Origin of the sequence: Rubripirellula lacrimiformis, from assembly GCF_007741535.1 — a bacterium.
GTDB classification, from domain to species: Bacteria; Planctomycetota; Planctomycetia; order Pirellulales; family Pirellulaceae; genus Rubripirellula; species Rubripirellula lacrimiformis.
This window is the reverse complement of the sequence record NZ_CP036525.1, coordinates 5,096,002-5,111,243: the sequence shown is the minus strand read 5'-3', so window position 1 is coordinate 5,111,243 and position 15,242 is coordinate 5,096,002. Positions and strand designations below refer to the sequence as shown.

Sequence of the window (15,242 nt, the reverse complement as noted above, 5' to 3'; positions counted from 1 at the left end):
TGCTCGTATCCTAGCCTCGCCTTCCCACTGCTTCTAGGAATTTGACGATATGGTTTCTAGCAGTCTCGTGAAACGATGGCGATGGCTGCCAGGGGCATGGTTGATCTGTTGGTTCGGCTTAGGCATCGATGGTGTCGCAGCCGAACTGGACAATGAAATACGGTTTGATCGCGACGTGCTGCCGATCCTTTCGGACACCTGCTTTCCCTGTCACGGCCCTGATCCACAGGCACGCCAGGCGGACTTGCGATTCGATCTGGAATCGGCTGCCAAGGGGGATCCAGACGGATCGCCGGTGATCGTCCCGTTCCAACCCCAGGACAGCGAATTCGTGCGGCGACTGCTGACCGACGATGCCGGCGAGGTGATGCCGCCACCGGATGCGCGGCGGTTGCTGACAGATGCGGAAAAGCAAACCCTGGTCCGTTGGGTCCGTCAGGGCGCCGTTTGGGGGCAACATTGGGCGTTCGTCCAACCAGAACGTCCACCGTTGCCCGCGGTGGCGGATACGACATGGGTACGCAACGGCATCGATCGGTTTGTGCTGGCGCGATTGGAAAGCGAAGGGCTTCATCCGGCTGAACCCGCATCCAAAGCGAAACTGATTCGGCGAGTCACTTTGGATCTGACCGGTTTGCCGCCGACGCCCCAGGAAGTGGCGGATTTCCTGGACGATCAGCGACCGGATGCCTACGAACGCGTCGTCGATCGGTTGCTAAAGTCGCCACGCTATGGCGAGCAAATGGCGATGCCATGGTTGGATGCCGCACGATTTGCAGATACCGACGGCTATCAATTCGATGGACCGCGTGTGATGTGGCGTTGGCGGGATTGGGTGATCGATGCGTACAACCGAAATATGCCGTTCGATCAGTTTACGATCCAACAGCTGGCCGGCGACCTGCTTCCCAACCCTAGCATCGATCAGTTGATTGCCACCGGATTCAACCGCAACCATCGGTATAACTCCGAAGCCGGAATCGTGGTCGATGAGTTCCTGCTGGAAAATGCGGTCGATCGAGTTGATACGACCAGCACGGTCTGGTTAGGGCTGACGATGGGGTGTGCGCGATGTCATGATCACAAATACGATCCTGTGTCGCAAAAAGACTATTACCAGTTGATTGCGTACTTCAACAACGTTCCCGAAGCCGGTCGTGCGATCAAGGCCGGGAATTCGGAACCCTACATCCTGGCACCGACTGCAGCGCAGCAGCAACGACTCGATGGACTCGATCGACGTGTCGAAGATGCCGAGGCTGCGCTGAAATCGGCGACCATGGTTGCTTCCCAACACAAATGGGAAGCTTTGATTGCCGATGGTAACGACACGACCAATTTATCCGCTGGTCACCAACGATCTGGCAAACAAGCACCCACAAACCAAACCTTGGTGCGACGTGGTCTGCGACAGCATTACGCATTCAGCGGTACCTTGCCGGCGGATTCCAAAGTTCAATCGGGAACCGAACGTTACGAACCGGGGCCTGTGGGCGACGCCTTGAAGTGCGACGGCGACACGGTCATTGCGGTTGCCAATCGATCGACAGGTAAGGTCAAAAAAGCGAAGTCCCGGTTCACCGATTTCAGTTGTGCCGAACCTTACAGTCTTTCATTTTGGATTCGGCCCACCGCGGTGAAGCACGGCGTCGTGCTATCACGTCAAGAGACCGGAATGGGACGCAAAGGAGTTTCTGTCGAACTGCGTGACGGTCATCTGGTGTTCAGCGTGATCAGTCGCTGGGTTGCCGGTGCCGGGGTGGTCGTTACCCAATCGAAACTGGCCCCTGGCGAATGGGTCCACGTGAGCGTCAGCAATGATGGGTCGCAGCGTGCCACCGCACAGAAAATCTATCTGGACGGAGTCGCGGTTCCAGTCACCGTCGAACTGAACACCAACAGCAACACCGGCGGAGCGGGGAAGTCGGATCCGCTGCGTATCGGCGGCGGGCCGCATGGGCCAAACTTTACCGGATCGATCGACGAGGTTCGGTACGATTCGCACGAACTGACACCGGACGAAGCTTTGGTCATCGCCGAGCCCGCCACGGTCCGCGAAATCGCGAACATCGATCCGCCGAAGCGGACCGATCGACAAACAGCCAAGCTGCGTGCGGCGTTCTACGAAAATGGTCCTGGACGTGATGTCTATCAGACCTATTTGGATGCCATCGCCAATCGCCAACAGTATGCGGCAACGCTTCCGACATGCATGGTGATGGCAGAAGATCCGAATCCCAAACCGACCTTCGTCCGAGTTCGCGGGGTCTATCACGACTTGGGGGATCAAGTCGAACGGGACGTTCCCGCGGTACTGCCGCCGATGTCGGCCGATCTGCCACGCAACCGCCTGGGGCTGGCGAAATGGATCGTGTCGGACCAGAACCCGTTGACGGCGCGGGTGACCGTCAATCGATATTGGCAAAAGTACTTCGGCACCGGGATCGTTCAAACCACGGAAGATTTTGGAATCCAAGGCGATATGCCCAGCCACCGCGGATTGCTGGATTGGCTTGCGACCGAGTTTCTTCGAACGCAGTGGGATGTCGCCGGCATGCAGCGATTGATCGTTACCAGCGCGACCTACCGTCAGTCGTCCAACATGACGCCCGAACATTTGCAGCGTGATCCAGCGAACCGGTTGCTTGCACGCGGACCGCGAACTCGATTGCCCGGTCCGGTGCTTCGTGACCAAGCACTGTTCGTCAGTGGTCTGTTGGTGGAAACGGTGGGTGGTCCATCGGTCAGCCCCTATCAGCCCGATGATCTGTGGATCGAAATGTCGATGGGCCAGCGCTATCGCCAATCCAAGGGGGCGGATCTGTTTCGTCGCAGTCTGTATACAACTTGGAAACGGACGGTGAACCCGCCCAGTATGGCGATTTTGGATGCTGCCGATCGCGAGTCCTGTTGGGTGGGAATCAAACGCACCAATACGCCCCTGCAAGCGTTGACGTTGTTGAACGAGACTGCGTTTGTCGAAGCGGCACGTCATCTTGCTAGCCGGATGATCCGTGAAGGCGAAGGCGATCCCATCGGGTTTGGATTTCGCTGCGTGACCGCTTGCGATCCAAGCGACCACGAACGAGCGATTCTAGAAGACGCGGCGGCCGAATACTGGTCCATCTATCGGGCGGATCCCGAGGCCGCGGGGAAATTGATCGCGACAGGGTCAACTGCCGTGAACGCCGATTTGAATCCCGCTCGATTGGCGGCTTACACAGCGATCGCAAACGTGCTGTTGAACTTGGACCAGGTGATTTCGAATGAGTGACATGGTGAACAGCGAGCTCCTGCGGGAACAGTCTCGTTTGGAAATGACGCGTCGCTATTTCTTTGGAAGCGGCGTGAAAGGATTGGGGGCGGCCGCGCTGGCCGGACTGCTTTCGGGCAATGGGCTGTCCGAAGCCGCGACGCGTGCGATTGCGCCGAAGGCAAAACGTGTGATCTATCTGTTCCAAAGTGGCGGCCCTACCCAATTGGACTTGTTCGACTACAAGCCCGAATTAGCCAAACTGCACGGCAGCGATGTGCCCGAATCGGTTTTCGGCGGCCAGCGGTTGACCGGAATGACGGCCGGCCAGACTCGATTTCCAGTGGCCAGTTCCGCCTTTGACTTTGCCCAGTGCGGCAGCAGCGGCGCCTGGCTGAACAAAGAACTGCTGCCGCATCTGGCCAATGTTGTCAACGACGTTTGCTTCATCCGGTCGATGCACACCGAAGCGATCAACCACGATCCGGCCATCACCTTCTTTCAGTCAGGATTCCAGCTAGCCGGCCGGCCCAGTATCGGTGCCTGGATGAGTTACGGTCTGGGCAGCGAGAACGAGAACCTGCCTGCCTTCGTGGCGATGACGTCCAATCGCGGTGGTCAGGCTCTTTACGACCGGCTTTGGGGAGCCGGTTTTTTGCCGTCGAAGCATCAAGGGGTGCGATTCCGGTCCGGCAAGGATCCGGTACTGTATTTGAACAACCCCGATGGTATCAACGCCGGTGTTCGCCGCAGCACGCTGGACCATATCCGTCGTTTGAACGAATTGCACCATGCCGAAGTCGGTGATCCCGAGATCCAGACTCGCATCGCTCAGTACGAGATGGCGTTTCGGATGCAGACATCGGTGCCCGAGTTGACCGATGTATCGGGCGAATCCGAGCATACGTTTCGGCTGTATGGCGAAGACGCTCGCAAACCGGGAACCTATGCCTACAACGTCTTGCTTGCGCGTCGGCTGTCAGAGCGTGGTGTTCGGTTCGTGCAACTGTTCCATCGCGGATGGGACACTCACAATGGGCTGGTGAAACAGCTTCGATCCCGTTGCCGCGAAACCGATCAAGCATCCGCAGGGCTGATCACGGATCTGAAACAACGGGGGCTGCTGGACGAAACACTGGTGGTTTGGGGGGGCGAGTTTGGCCGGACGGTGTACTGCCAGGGCGAACTGGGCAAAGCAACCTACGGCCGTGATCACCATCCACGCTGCTTCACGATGTGGATGGCCGGCGGTGGCGTCCAAGGAGGAATGACCTACGGTGAAACGGACGACTATTCCTACAACATCACGCAGAATCCAGTCAGTGTCCACGATCTGCATGCGACCATGCTGCACCAATTGGGGATCGATCACGAAAAGCTAACCTACAAGTTCCAAGGCCGGCACTATCGGCTAACCGACGTCCACGGCCAAGTGGTGAAGGACGTCTTGGCGTAAGCAATACGCGTCAATCATTGCCGGAATGGGGGGGCCACGGGCATTCGGGGAATTCCCGGCCGCTCGCGTGATCACGGCTCACTCACCCAATCAACCAACCTTTGACGACTCCGGCACGGGATGATTCACAGCGTCGGTTAACGAATTTCCTGGCTGAACTGCGTATCAGGCGATCAGGTCGTGGACGACTCGGCCGTGGACGTCGGTCAATCGGAAGTCGCGGCCTGCATGGTGGTAGGTCAGTCGTTCGTGATCGAAGCCTAGCAAATGCATGATGGTGGCTTGGATGTCGTGGACGTGGACCGGGTTTTCCGTGATGTGGAATCCGAATTCGTCGGTCGCGCCGTAGGTGGTGCCTCGTTTGACACCGCCTCCGGCCATCCACATCGTGAACGCTTGCGGGTGGTGGTCGCGTCCGGCCAACCGTCCCAGCGACGGGTTCGTTTCGACCATTGGCGTGCGGCCAAACTCGCCTCCCCAGATCACCAGCGTTTCGTCCAGCAACCCGTGGCGTTTAAGGTCTTGGATCAATCCCGCGGTCGCCTGCACTGTCTGTTTGCAGTTGGATTCCGAATTGCCTTTGACGTTGCTGTGCGCGTCCCATCCGGAATGATAGATGTTGATGAACCGAACGCCACGTTGGACCATCCGACGGGCCAGCAAACAGGCTCGAGCAAAGGATGGTTTCTCGGGTTGGCAGCCATACAGATCCAGCGTCTCTTGGGACTCGCTGCCCAGGTTCATCAATTCCGGTGCCGTCGTTTGAAGCCGCGCCGCCATCTCGTACGAGGCCATTCGAGTGGCAATTTCCGGGTCGCCGACGCGGGAGAGCCGTTGGGCGTTCAATTGGTTGATGACATCGAACGTGTCGTGTTGCAGTTTGCCGGTGAACTTATCCGGTGTGGCCACGTTCAGAATTGGATCGCGTCCGCTGCGAAATGGCACTCCGGTGTACAGCGTGGGCATGAATCCGCTGGACCACAGCGCGGTGCCACCACTGACGCCGGCACCGGTGCTTAACACGACAAATGCGGGTAGGTCCTGGGTTTCCGATCCCAACCCATACAAAGTCCAGGATCCCAAGCAGGGCCGACCCGGCTGCGAGAATCCGGTGTTGAAAAAGATCTGAGCTGGGGCGTGATTGAATTGGTCGGTCGTGCACGATCGGATGAAACAGATTTCGTCTGCGACTTTGCCCAAAGCTGCCATCGGTTGGCCCAAGACCGCGCCGCTGTCACCATATTGGTCAAACGAAAACTGGGGACCTAGGACGGCGGCGTCCGGCTGGATAAACGCATAGCGTTGGTTGCCGATGACCGACGGTGGCAAGGGTTTGCCTTCTAGCTGGCTTAGCGTCGGCTTGGGATCGAACAGTTCCAACTGGCTTGGTGCACCTGCCATGAACAGGTGAATCACCGCCTTGGCACGCGGCGCAAAATGGGGCTGCCGCGATGTCAGTGCGTTGCTTGGCGTGGGCGGATCACCCGCTTGACTAGAAGCGCGGGCTTCGGTTGCTGCGCGAGCCGCACCGGCGCCGCCAAGCGATCCCGTCAGCAGACCGGCGGCGGCCATTTTGCCCAAGCCGATTCCACATTGACCCAGGAAGTAGCGACGCGACCGTTCGGTGATGTGCGGTGGATATGACATGGTGATGAACGACCAACGGCGTAGTTAGGTGGCGAAGATGGGAAGACGCGAAACATCGTCGTGGGCCATCACTGCGACGGTCCGGAGGATTCGGGAAACGAACGCTGGGTTAGTTCTGGTTGATGGCTTCGTCGATGCACAACAGCACTCGCGCGGTCGCGGTCCAGTCGCCATGCTGGGCATGAAACTGAGAAAGAAGTTCTAGTTCGTTCGCGGTTGGTGGGCGTGTCATCAACCAACGGAAACCCGTTGCGATGGACTGTGCCGGTGGCGTTTCGGCATCCGGTTGCATGGCCGCCATGCGTTTACCATAGGATTCAGCGATCTCGACGAACATCGGGTCATTCATCAACGTCAACGCCTGCAGCGGCGTGTTGGAAACGTCGCGTTTGGCCACACAGGATTCGCCCGATGTGCCGTCAAAGGTCATGAACATTTCGAACGGCGCCGTGCGTTTTTGGTAGGTGTAGACGCTGCGTCGAAACCGATCGGCACCGGGGCTGGCGGTCCATTTCGACTTGCTGTAGTTCGCCGATACCGCACTTTCGGGCTGCGGCGGTCGGACGGGAGGACCGAACATCTGGTCGTTCAGCAGTCCGGACGCGGCCAGGGATGCGTCGCGAATGATTTCGGCTTCCAGGCGACGTCGCGGAAAACGACCCAGCAATCGATCGTCCCCTCGGACCACGGCGTCGGCGGTATCCGCGTCGGCCGTCACAGCACTCTGTTGGTAGGTTTCGCTGGTCACGATCAGCCGATGCAAATTTTTGATCGACCATCCATTTTCCATGAAGTGGACGGCCAGATAGTCCAGCAACCTGGGATGGCTGGGCGATTCGCCCTGCATCCCCAAGTCGTCGGTTGTGCTGACGATTCCGACGCCAAAGAACGCTGCCCATTGGCGGTTGGCAACGACGCGTGCGGTCAGCGGATTGTGCGGCGAAACCAGCCATCGGGCGAATTCCAACCGGTTGGTCGGAACGGTGTCGGTGCTTTCCAGCAGCGCCTCCGGCAACCTCGGTCCAACCTCTTCGGTGGGCTGTGTGAATTCGCCGCGGTGGTGCAAAAACGTCGTCCGCGCACTCTCGGGCGGCCGTTCGCGCATCACCAGCGTTAAGGTGCCGTGCGGCGGTTCACGCAGACTGCGGATCGTATCGGCATAGGCCTTCACTTCGGGAGCCTGCATCAGGAACAGACGGCGTACGTCTGGATCGTCGGCCGCGTCTTCCCGCGTCAGTGCCGTCCACAATTCAGGCGACATCGAATCCATCGTCAATAGCGATGCGCGGATGGGTTCGGGGTTGTCGGTCGAACTGATTTTGAACTTGCCAAGCGAACTGGCGAAATGCCGGCCGAAATGCATGGTCAGCGTGAATCGCTGGCCCGCTTGAATCGGCTGCTGCAAGTTGAAGACGGCGGCGTGCGGTAGACCCGCGCCCACTTCGGCGACCGACCACCCGGTTTGAATGTCGCCGTCGATGGCGTGTTTGGCTGAAACGGGGTGCTTTCCGAAGGCGTTCTTCGCAAAATCTTCGGACGCGTCGGCAATCGGGATCGGTTCGCCTTGGGAGTCCGATAACTGGAACTCCGTCAGGTAAAAGTCGCCTTTGCGGCCTTCGTAGTAGGTCATCCCCGGACCGCGACCCGGCAGACGATCGTCGGGAAACGCGTCCAGACGAATCGAATGCACCGCAGCATCGCCAGCGGTGAACTGGAACGTATAGATGTCATGTTTCGACGTGTCGCCAGCGGCAAAGATCACGCCGTCGGATTCCTGGCTCAAGTACGGGACGTTGGCGGACATCGATTCAGGAATCAATGTGGTCCAGTCCGTCCTGTTTTTCTGCTCGTTCGCCAGCCACTGCGTAAATGCGGTTTCGATGTCGCGCACTGCGTTGGCAGCGGTTGTTTTGGCTGGCTTGGTGCCAGCGGTCTTGGTGGCTGCCGTCTCGGGTGCAGACGGATGTTCGGATTCAGGTTCCGGTTGCGGCCAATGGCTTTCCAACTGATCCAACAAGCGGTCGGCTTCGGCCATACGAGCTTGCCGCTGGGATTCGTCTTCGTCGATCGGCAGAAAATAGTCGGGTTCATCGGCGTTGTTCAGATACGCCATGATGCCGAAGTAGTCGTGGTGGGTGATAGGATCATACTTGTGCGTATGGCACTGGGCGCAACCCGTCGTTAAACCCAACCACGTGGTGCCAGTGGTGGCAACGCGATCGGTCATCGCGTGGTATCGGAATTCAAGCGGATCGATTCCGCCTTCCTCGTTCAGCATCGTGTTGCGATGAAAGCCCGTGGCGACCAATTGATCGGGTGTCGGATTGGGAAGCATGTCGCCTGCGATCTGGGCGATCGTGAACTGATCAAAGGGCATGTCCGCATTGAAGGCGCGAATGACCCAGTCGCGATAGGGCCAGATGCTTCGGTCGCGATCTTTTTCGTATCCATTGGTATCGGCGTACCGTGCTAGGTCCAACCATCGCCGGGCCCATCGTTCACCGTAGCGGGGTGATTGCAGCAGTTCGTCGACGATCGCGGTGTAGGATTCGGGCGTCGGGTTGGCGGCAAACTGGTCGGCGACTTCGGGCGTCGGCGGCAAACCGATCAAATCGAGATACACCCGCCGAATGCGAGCATGGGCAGATGCCATCGGCGACCGAGTTCGCCCAGCCTGGGCCAGGCGAGCGTCGATGAAGTGGTCGACCGGATGCACGCCCTCGGGAATCGTCGTGCCCGTTGGCGGAAGGAATGCCCAGTGCGTCTGATAGGGGGCGCCATCGTTGACCCATGATTCCAAGATCTGACGCTTGGACAGATTGATCGGCTTGTTGGCCTGCGGCGGAGGCATCTGAGTATCGGGATCATCCGATTGAATTCGGTCAAGGATCGAATCTAAGTCGGCATCTCCGGCAATGTCCAACCGCAGATCGGCTTGGCGTGCCTCTTCGTCCGGTCCATGGCACTGAAAACAATGCTGCGACAGGATGGGGCGGACGTCACGGTTGTAGGAGACTTTGATCGGCGTTGTTGTCTGGTCGCCTGGCACTGCATCCTGTGGAGCTGCATCCTGTGGCACTGCGTCCTGTGGCGCTGCGGAGGCGGCGTTCAGCCCGGTCGCGAGCAACGCACCAAATGCCAACGCCAGGAAAGGACCTCGCAGCAATCTGTCAATCCCGGTACTTGGCGAATCCACACCGGCATGTGATTGCGTCTGGATCGGGTGCGATTCGAAAAGTCGCGAACGCTCGGGGTCGCTTGCGTAGAAACCAGTGGACGATGGCATGCGCTGATCGCGTCCGTCGGAAAGAGAGGGGGGGGAGAGATCGTAGGCGTCGCGGTGTTTCGACATGCGAATCACGCGGCGGCCCGGCCCAGGTGGGATTCTGATTATAGCATGCTCAGGGGTATTGGACCCACACGACCAACGCGCGATACGCACGGGGCGATGCCCACGCGGCGAAACGAAATACCGCGTTGGTTCTGCGTCTCGGTCGGCCATCCTGCACCTAGATTGCGACGGAATTCTTGTCCCCGGCGCTTTACAAGCCATGTTGCTCGCACTAGGATCCTGTTGCGATTGATTCTCAATAGCTTTGAAGCGTAGCACGCGAGCCGAAGACGACCGAAGTCTCGGTGCCACCCACACGGTGGTGCCAACGACGGTCGACCGAGCCAGCCAGCAAGACCAAAGCGATTCGATAGCCGACATGTTGTCGGCTGCGTTTCCAACTGTCCTGACTGGAGTTGCCTCGATGGCACGACTTAGCATCCCCACGCTCTCACTAGCGCTCGCCGCCATGTTCTCTTCGGTGGCTTCGGCCGCCATCTATGTTCCGGGCGGTACGTCGGTTCCCGGCACCAGCAGCGATGTATTTACCTGGTCCGCTGGAGCCGCCAACAGTACGTTCGCACTGTGGGACAATTTTGTTCCGCCGGGGCCCTCGGCTCCGGGGTTCTCGCCCAATGCGAACTCAAGTTTGGCAATTGGTCCTGACGCCAGTAGCCTTACCTTCAATACCGTCAATCTGATCACCAGTGGCGGGAACGCCTACAGTTTCGGCAACAAAACCGACGCATCTTCAACCATTCGCTCGGGCACGACAGGCGGCGGCTTTACCCGGATCGTCGCGCAGTTTGAAACCGATGGGAATGAACTGGATTATTCGTCGCTGTTGTTGACCACTGGCGGCGGAGTCCTGAGTCCCAGTCTGGCGATCGAGACCGACCGAGGACCCGGAGCGATGGGGCCAGACCAGGCGGTCAGTTTCCTAGCCATGTGGGATCTGGATTCATCGCAAGCGGAGTATCAGCTGGACTTCAATGCGGATGGCCCGGACGGCAACACCCACATGTCCTTGCTGTCTTACCGCGTCGATAGCTTCACGCAAGCCTCCAGCTTTTCGCCACAAGCGGTTCCCGAACCTAGCACGTGGGCGGCGCTTGGCCTGGTGGGTGGTGCAGCCGTTTGGCGTCGCCGATCCCGCCGCGGCACGAATCGCAGCCAAGCCTAGTCTGCTGCAATTCTAAAGTGCATCGCCTTCGGAGCGGCTGATCCTTTTTCAGTCCGATCGAAGCCGTGGCACGTTCCCATTGAATCATTGTCGAATGCATCCGAAGGACTGAAACCATGAGACCCAACCGAAACCGATTGAACCGGACCGCGTTCACGCTGGTCGAACTGTTGGTGGTGATCGCGATCATCGGAATCTTGATCGGATTGTTGTTGCCAGGCGTCCAAGCAGCTCGCGAGGCCGCCCGGCGAATGTCGTGCAGCAACAACATGAAACAGCTCGGTTTGGCGATGCACATGTACAACGATGTGCACCGGAGTCTACCGCCGACGGTTCTTGGGATATCCGCTGGAAAGAACCAAGGACAACCCGTCCATGTTGCCGGACTGACCGCGTGGGTGGCTCTGCTGCCCTATCACGAGAGTGCGGCACTGTACGAACAGTTTGATTTCAGCAGCAGCCCGACGACGCCTGAAAACGAGGCAGCGTCCAAAAAGACCCCGCCGGTTCATCTGTGCCCGTCGATGTCGCTTCCCGACAGTGGTGGCACGCCCAATGGGTATTCCAGTTACGCGCTGTCGACGGGAACGAAGAAGTACCGCAATCAAGTGCACAACGGAGTGATCGTGGATTCGATGAACGTGTTTCGAATGGAGCGGGTCAATGCCGGCGTGGACGCGTCCCAATCTTGGATATCCTCGGTCGATATCGACGATGTTGCCGCAGCGGATGGAACCTCGCACACGTTTTTGGCGGGCGAATTTGGTGTTCAACGACGCGACACTTCGATGCTTCCGTTCCCCTATCCGGGATCCGGTGGCGAAAGTGCGGGGATGTGGGCGGTCAGTTATCCATATCATTCCACCGCATCGGTATTTGGTAAGTTCAATGCGAAGCACATTTCGTTGTTTGATATTCCGTCCTATGAATCGTTTCGCAGTCCGCACACCGGCGGCGTTCAGTTCGTGCTAAGCGACGGCAGCGTCCGTTTGCTGAACGAATCTGTCGACGCGACCATTCTGCAACGATTAGCCGCCCGCAACGACGGCGAAGTCATCAACCAGGAGCCTTGGTAATGACGGGTGTTCGATCCTTTGTGTTCGCGGCGGTGGCGGCTGTCTGCTTTACGCAGGCGGGATGTTCCAGCAGCGATTCATCGTCCGTGACTGCCGCCGGTACGGTGACAGTCGCCGGCCAGCCATTGTCGGGGGCCGTGATCACGCTGGAACCGATGTCCGGCACCACCGGTCCCAATGCATCGGTTCCGGTCTTGGGCGGCCAGTTTGAAATTGGTCCCGAAGCGGAATTGCACGGCGGTCAGTACCGAGTGCGAGTGTCGATGATCCCTGCCAGCATTCGATCCGGGATACCCACCAAGTCGGATGACGGCACGACCTACCAGTTGCCTGCCGCCGACGCGATGATCGATCCCGCCTTTGATGGCGACAGCAAGTTGACTTGTGACTTGAGGTCGGGGGAAGTCAATCCGCTTCAGTTTGATGTTCGATTTTTAAAATAGTGTTGGTGGAAATCACTTTCATTTCCGCCGTGTCCGATTCTTTTGACGCATCTATCCATTCAATAGGAAAAACGATGACCTCCTATCTCCCGCGGCGCAGCTTCGCGATCGCTTTTTTCTGTCTCGCGGGCTCCGTCGCGACGCCTTCGCTCTCTTGGGCTCACTTCCCTTGGCTAGCGTCCAACGACGATGGCCGTGCGGTGATGTGGTTCGGCGAATCCACGGCCGACCGTGTCTATCCGATGCCAGCGAAAGTGCAAGCGATCGAATTGAACAGTGACGGCGCCAAGCATCCCGTTGCGACGAAATCCGTCGATGGCGATGATCTGGTAGGGATTCAGAGCACGATGCCGATCAATTCGCATGCCGAGCTGTCTGGATCGGTCACCTATGGCCTGTACCACGGGACCAAGTTGACCTACCACGTCGAACACCTGCCGCAAACCGACCCCACGCAGTGGCCGAGCGAACCTCGTAGCGACGCGCCGATGCAAACCGTGGTAATCGCGGATGGGAAAGGCGGCGTAGAGGTGAAAGTGCTGGCAGACGGCGAGCCATTGGCCGACACGGAAGTCAAGCTGTACTGCGAGGAAGGCCACCAGGAAGCGGCCCGCAACACCGACGCAGCCGGACTGGTTTCTTTCACCGCCAGCGAAGTTGAATCGGGTTTGAACGCGATCGTCGTCGGTGTCACCAAGTCCGACGTCAAGGGCGAGTTGGACGGGGAACCCTATTCAAGCACCACCGACTATCTGACAGCAACCTTCAGCATTGGCAAGTCTGACAAGAATGATTCGGCAAGCAAAGGATCTGCGGCCGCTCCTGCGAAGCCAAAGGTCGATTCCAATAGCGGCGTATCGGTAGGTCCAACCGGTTTGGCCGAATTGCCCGAGGAACTGACTAGTTTTGGTGCGGCGATCGCAGGGAACCGGCTATTCGTCTACGGCGGACACACCGGGGACGCGCACTCGTATTCGACCGAGGAACAATCCAACCGGTTGTGGTCATTGGATCTGTCACAAGGCGATTCGGCCAAGTGGCAGGAATTGGCCAGCGGTCCTCGATTGCAAGGGTTGGCATTGGTTGCCCATGGCGATCGCGTCGTCCGCATTGGCGGTTTCAGTGCGGTCAATGATTTAGGCGACGATCACGAACTGCATTCCCAGACTTCGGTCGCAAGCTACGATCCGGCAACGAATCAGTGGAGCGATTTGGCCAGTCTTCCCGAGCCGCGATCATCGCTGGACGCGGCAGTCATCGGCGACAAGGTTTACGTGTTCGGCGGCTGGAAGCTGGATGGTGACAGCGACACCAGCGAATGGTTGCAAACGGCCTACTGCTTGGATCTGTCGAACCCCTCGGCCAAGTGGCAAGCGACCGCGCAACCGCCGTTTAAGCGGCGTGCCACCAGCGTCGCGGCTTTCGATGGCAAGTTGTACGTGATCGGGGGAATGCGTCCCGAGGGCGGACCGACCACTCGCGTCGATATCTATGATCCGAAGTCGGATTCATGGTCCGACGGCCCTTCGATCCCAGGTGCGGGGATGTCCGGGTTTGGTTCGTCGTCGTTCGCTAGTGGCGGGAATCTGTATTGCAGCACGATGGACGGTTTCGTTCATCGGTTGGACCCAAGCGGTAAAGGCTGGACCACGGTCGCCAAGTGCCAGCGAGCTCGCTTTTTTCACCGCATGCTGCCTCGCCAAGAGAACGAACTGCTGATGGTGGGCGGAGCCAACATGCAGATCGGAAAATTCACCGTGATCGATGCCGTGACGTTGACGAGCAAGGAATGAACACTTCAGAAGAATCTTCTGAATCGGATCAGGCGGGGGCACCGGTGAATCCGTCCTGGCAGCATCCACTGGGGTCCAAGGTGATCAGGTTTACCGATCTGGCTCGCTGTGGCCAAGAGATTTGGATCGAACACGAAGGGCAACTGTATCGGCTGCGGCAAACTCGCCATGGCAAGTTGGTGCTGACCAAATGAACGATTCAAACGCCGCCGTTCGATCCGGGCGGCGTTTTTTTATGCGTGTATCTGTTGGGCGGACGTGTCGATCTCCCGTTGTTTTGAATCGGTGGGGGGCGTTTGGGCGTTGGTTGGGGCGTGGGGGGATGGTGGCGCGCGGGGCGTTGCCCAGCGGGTAAACGATTGGGGGCTGCTGTTGGCGCGCGGGGCGTTGCCCAGCGGTTAAACGATTGGGGCTGGTGTTGGCGCGCGGGGCGTTGCCCAGCGGTTAAACGAATGGGGGCTGGTGTTGGCGCGCGGGGCGTTGCCCAGCGGTTAAACGAATGGGGGCTGGTGTTGGAGCGCGGGGCGTTGCCCAGCGGTTAAACGATTGGGGCTGGTGTTGGCGCGCGGGGCGTTGCCCAGCGGTTAAACTTAAACGATGGGGGCTGGTGTTGGCGCGCGGGGCGTTGCCCAGCGGTTAAACGAATGGGGGCTGGTGTTGGAGCGCGGGGCGTTGCCCAGCGGTTAAACGATTGGGGGCTGGTGTTGGCGCGCGGGGCGTTGCCCAGCGGTTAAACGATTTGGGGCTGGTGTTGGCGCGCGGGGCGTTGCCCAGCGGTTAAACGATTGGGGGCTGGTGTTGACGCGCGGGGCGTTGCCCAGCGGTTAAACGATTGGGGGATGGTGTTGGCGCGCGGGGCGATGCCCAGCGGTTAAACGATTGGGGGCTGGTGTTGGCGCGCGGGGCGTTGCCCAGCGGTTAAACGATTGGGGGCTGGTGTTGGCGCGCGGGGCGTTGCCCAGCGGTTAAACGATTGGGGGCTGGTGTTGGCGCGCGGGGCGATGCCCAGCGGTTAAACGATTGGGGGCTGGTGGCGCGCGGGGCGTTGCCCAGCGGTTAA

Annotated in this window: 9 protein-coding genes; 7 read left to right on the top strand and 2 right to left on the bottom strand. The window is 59.0% G+C overall.

The window, feature by feature from the left end; translation table 11 throughout:
- The first annotated feature begins 49 nt into the window (after window positions 1-49).
- Together K227x_RS18025 and K227x_RS18020 are read left to right on the top strand one after the other, a co-directional pair.
- Complete coding sequence (locus tag K227x_RS18025) at window positions 50-3,274, top strand: DUF1553 domain-containing protein (RefSeq protein ID WP_145171654.1); 3,225 nt, start codon at window positions 50-52, stop codon at window positions 3,272-3,274.
- Window positions 3,267-4,709 carry a DUF1501 domain-containing protein gene (locus K227x_RS18020; RefSeq protein ID WP_246145898.1) on the top strand — a complete coding sequence of 481 codons (1,443 nt, stop codon included), beginning with the start codon at window positions 3,267-3,269 and terminating at the stop codon, window positions 4,707-4,709. Before K227x_RS18025 ends, K227x_RS18020 begins: the two co-directional genes overlap by 8 nt.
- A gap of 165 nt (window positions 4,710-4,874) precedes the next feature.
- Here K227x_RS18020 and K227x_RS18015 read toward each other — a convergent pair whose 3' ends face one another.
- The gene (locus K227x_RS18015; RefSeq protein WP_145171652.1) at window positions 4,875-6,356 is read right to left on the bottom strand and encodes a DUF1501 domain-containing protein; all 1,482 of its coding nucleotides are present in this window, start codon (window positions 6,354-6,356) and stop codon (window positions 4,875-4,877) included.
- A 109-nt stretch (window positions 6,357-6,465) separates the two neighbouring features.
- Window positions 6,466-9,642: a PSD1 and planctomycete cytochrome C domain-containing protein gene (locus K227x_RS18010; RefSeq protein ID WP_218933341.1), complete on the bottom strand. Its 3,177-nt coding sequence runs from the start codon at window positions 9,640-9,642 to the stop codon at window positions 6,466-6,468.
- 310 nt (window positions 9,643-9,952) lie between these two features.
- Here K227x_RS18010 and K227x_RS18005 point away from each other — a divergent pair, with 310 nt between their 5' ends.
- From K227x_RS18005 to hemP, 5 genes are all read left to right on the top strand, one after another.
- On the top strand, window positions 9,953-10,870 hold the full coding sequence (locus K227x_RS18005) for a PEP-CTERM sorting domain-containing protein (RefSeq protein ID WP_218933340.1): 918 nt from the start codon (window positions 9,953-9,955) through the stop codon (window positions 10,868-10,870).
- Between the two features lie 116 nt (window positions 10,871-10,986).
- Window positions 10,987-11,946 (top strand): DUF1559 domain-containing protein, encoded by a 960-nt coding sequence (locus tag K227x_RS18000; protein ID WP_145171646.1) that lies wholly within the window; start codon window positions 10,987-10,989, stop codon window positions 11,944-11,946.
- Window positions 11,946-12,389, top strand: a complete 444-nt coding sequence (locus K227x_RS17995; RefSeq protein WP_145171644.1) for a hypothetical protein — start codon at window positions 11,946-11,948, stop codon at window positions 12,387-12,389. Before K227x_RS18000 ends, K227x_RS17995 begins: the two co-directional genes overlap by 1 nt.
- 74 nt (window positions 12,390-12,463) lie before the next feature.
- Entirely contained in the window at window positions 12,464-14,182 is a 1,719-nt protein-coding gene (locus tag K227x_RS17990; protein ID WP_145171642.1) for a Kelch repeat-containing protein, read from the top strand.
- The gene (gene hemP, locus K227x_RS17985; RefSeq protein ID WP_145171640.1) at window positions 14,179-14,376 is read left to right on the top strand and encodes a hemin uptake protein HemP; all 198 of its coding nucleotides are present in this window, start codon (window positions 14,179-14,181) and stop codon (window positions 14,374-14,376) included. The genes K227x_RS17990 and hemP overlap by 4 nt, the downstream gene beginning before the upstream one ends.
- The last annotated feature ends 866 nt before the right edge of the window (window positions 14,377-15,242 follow it).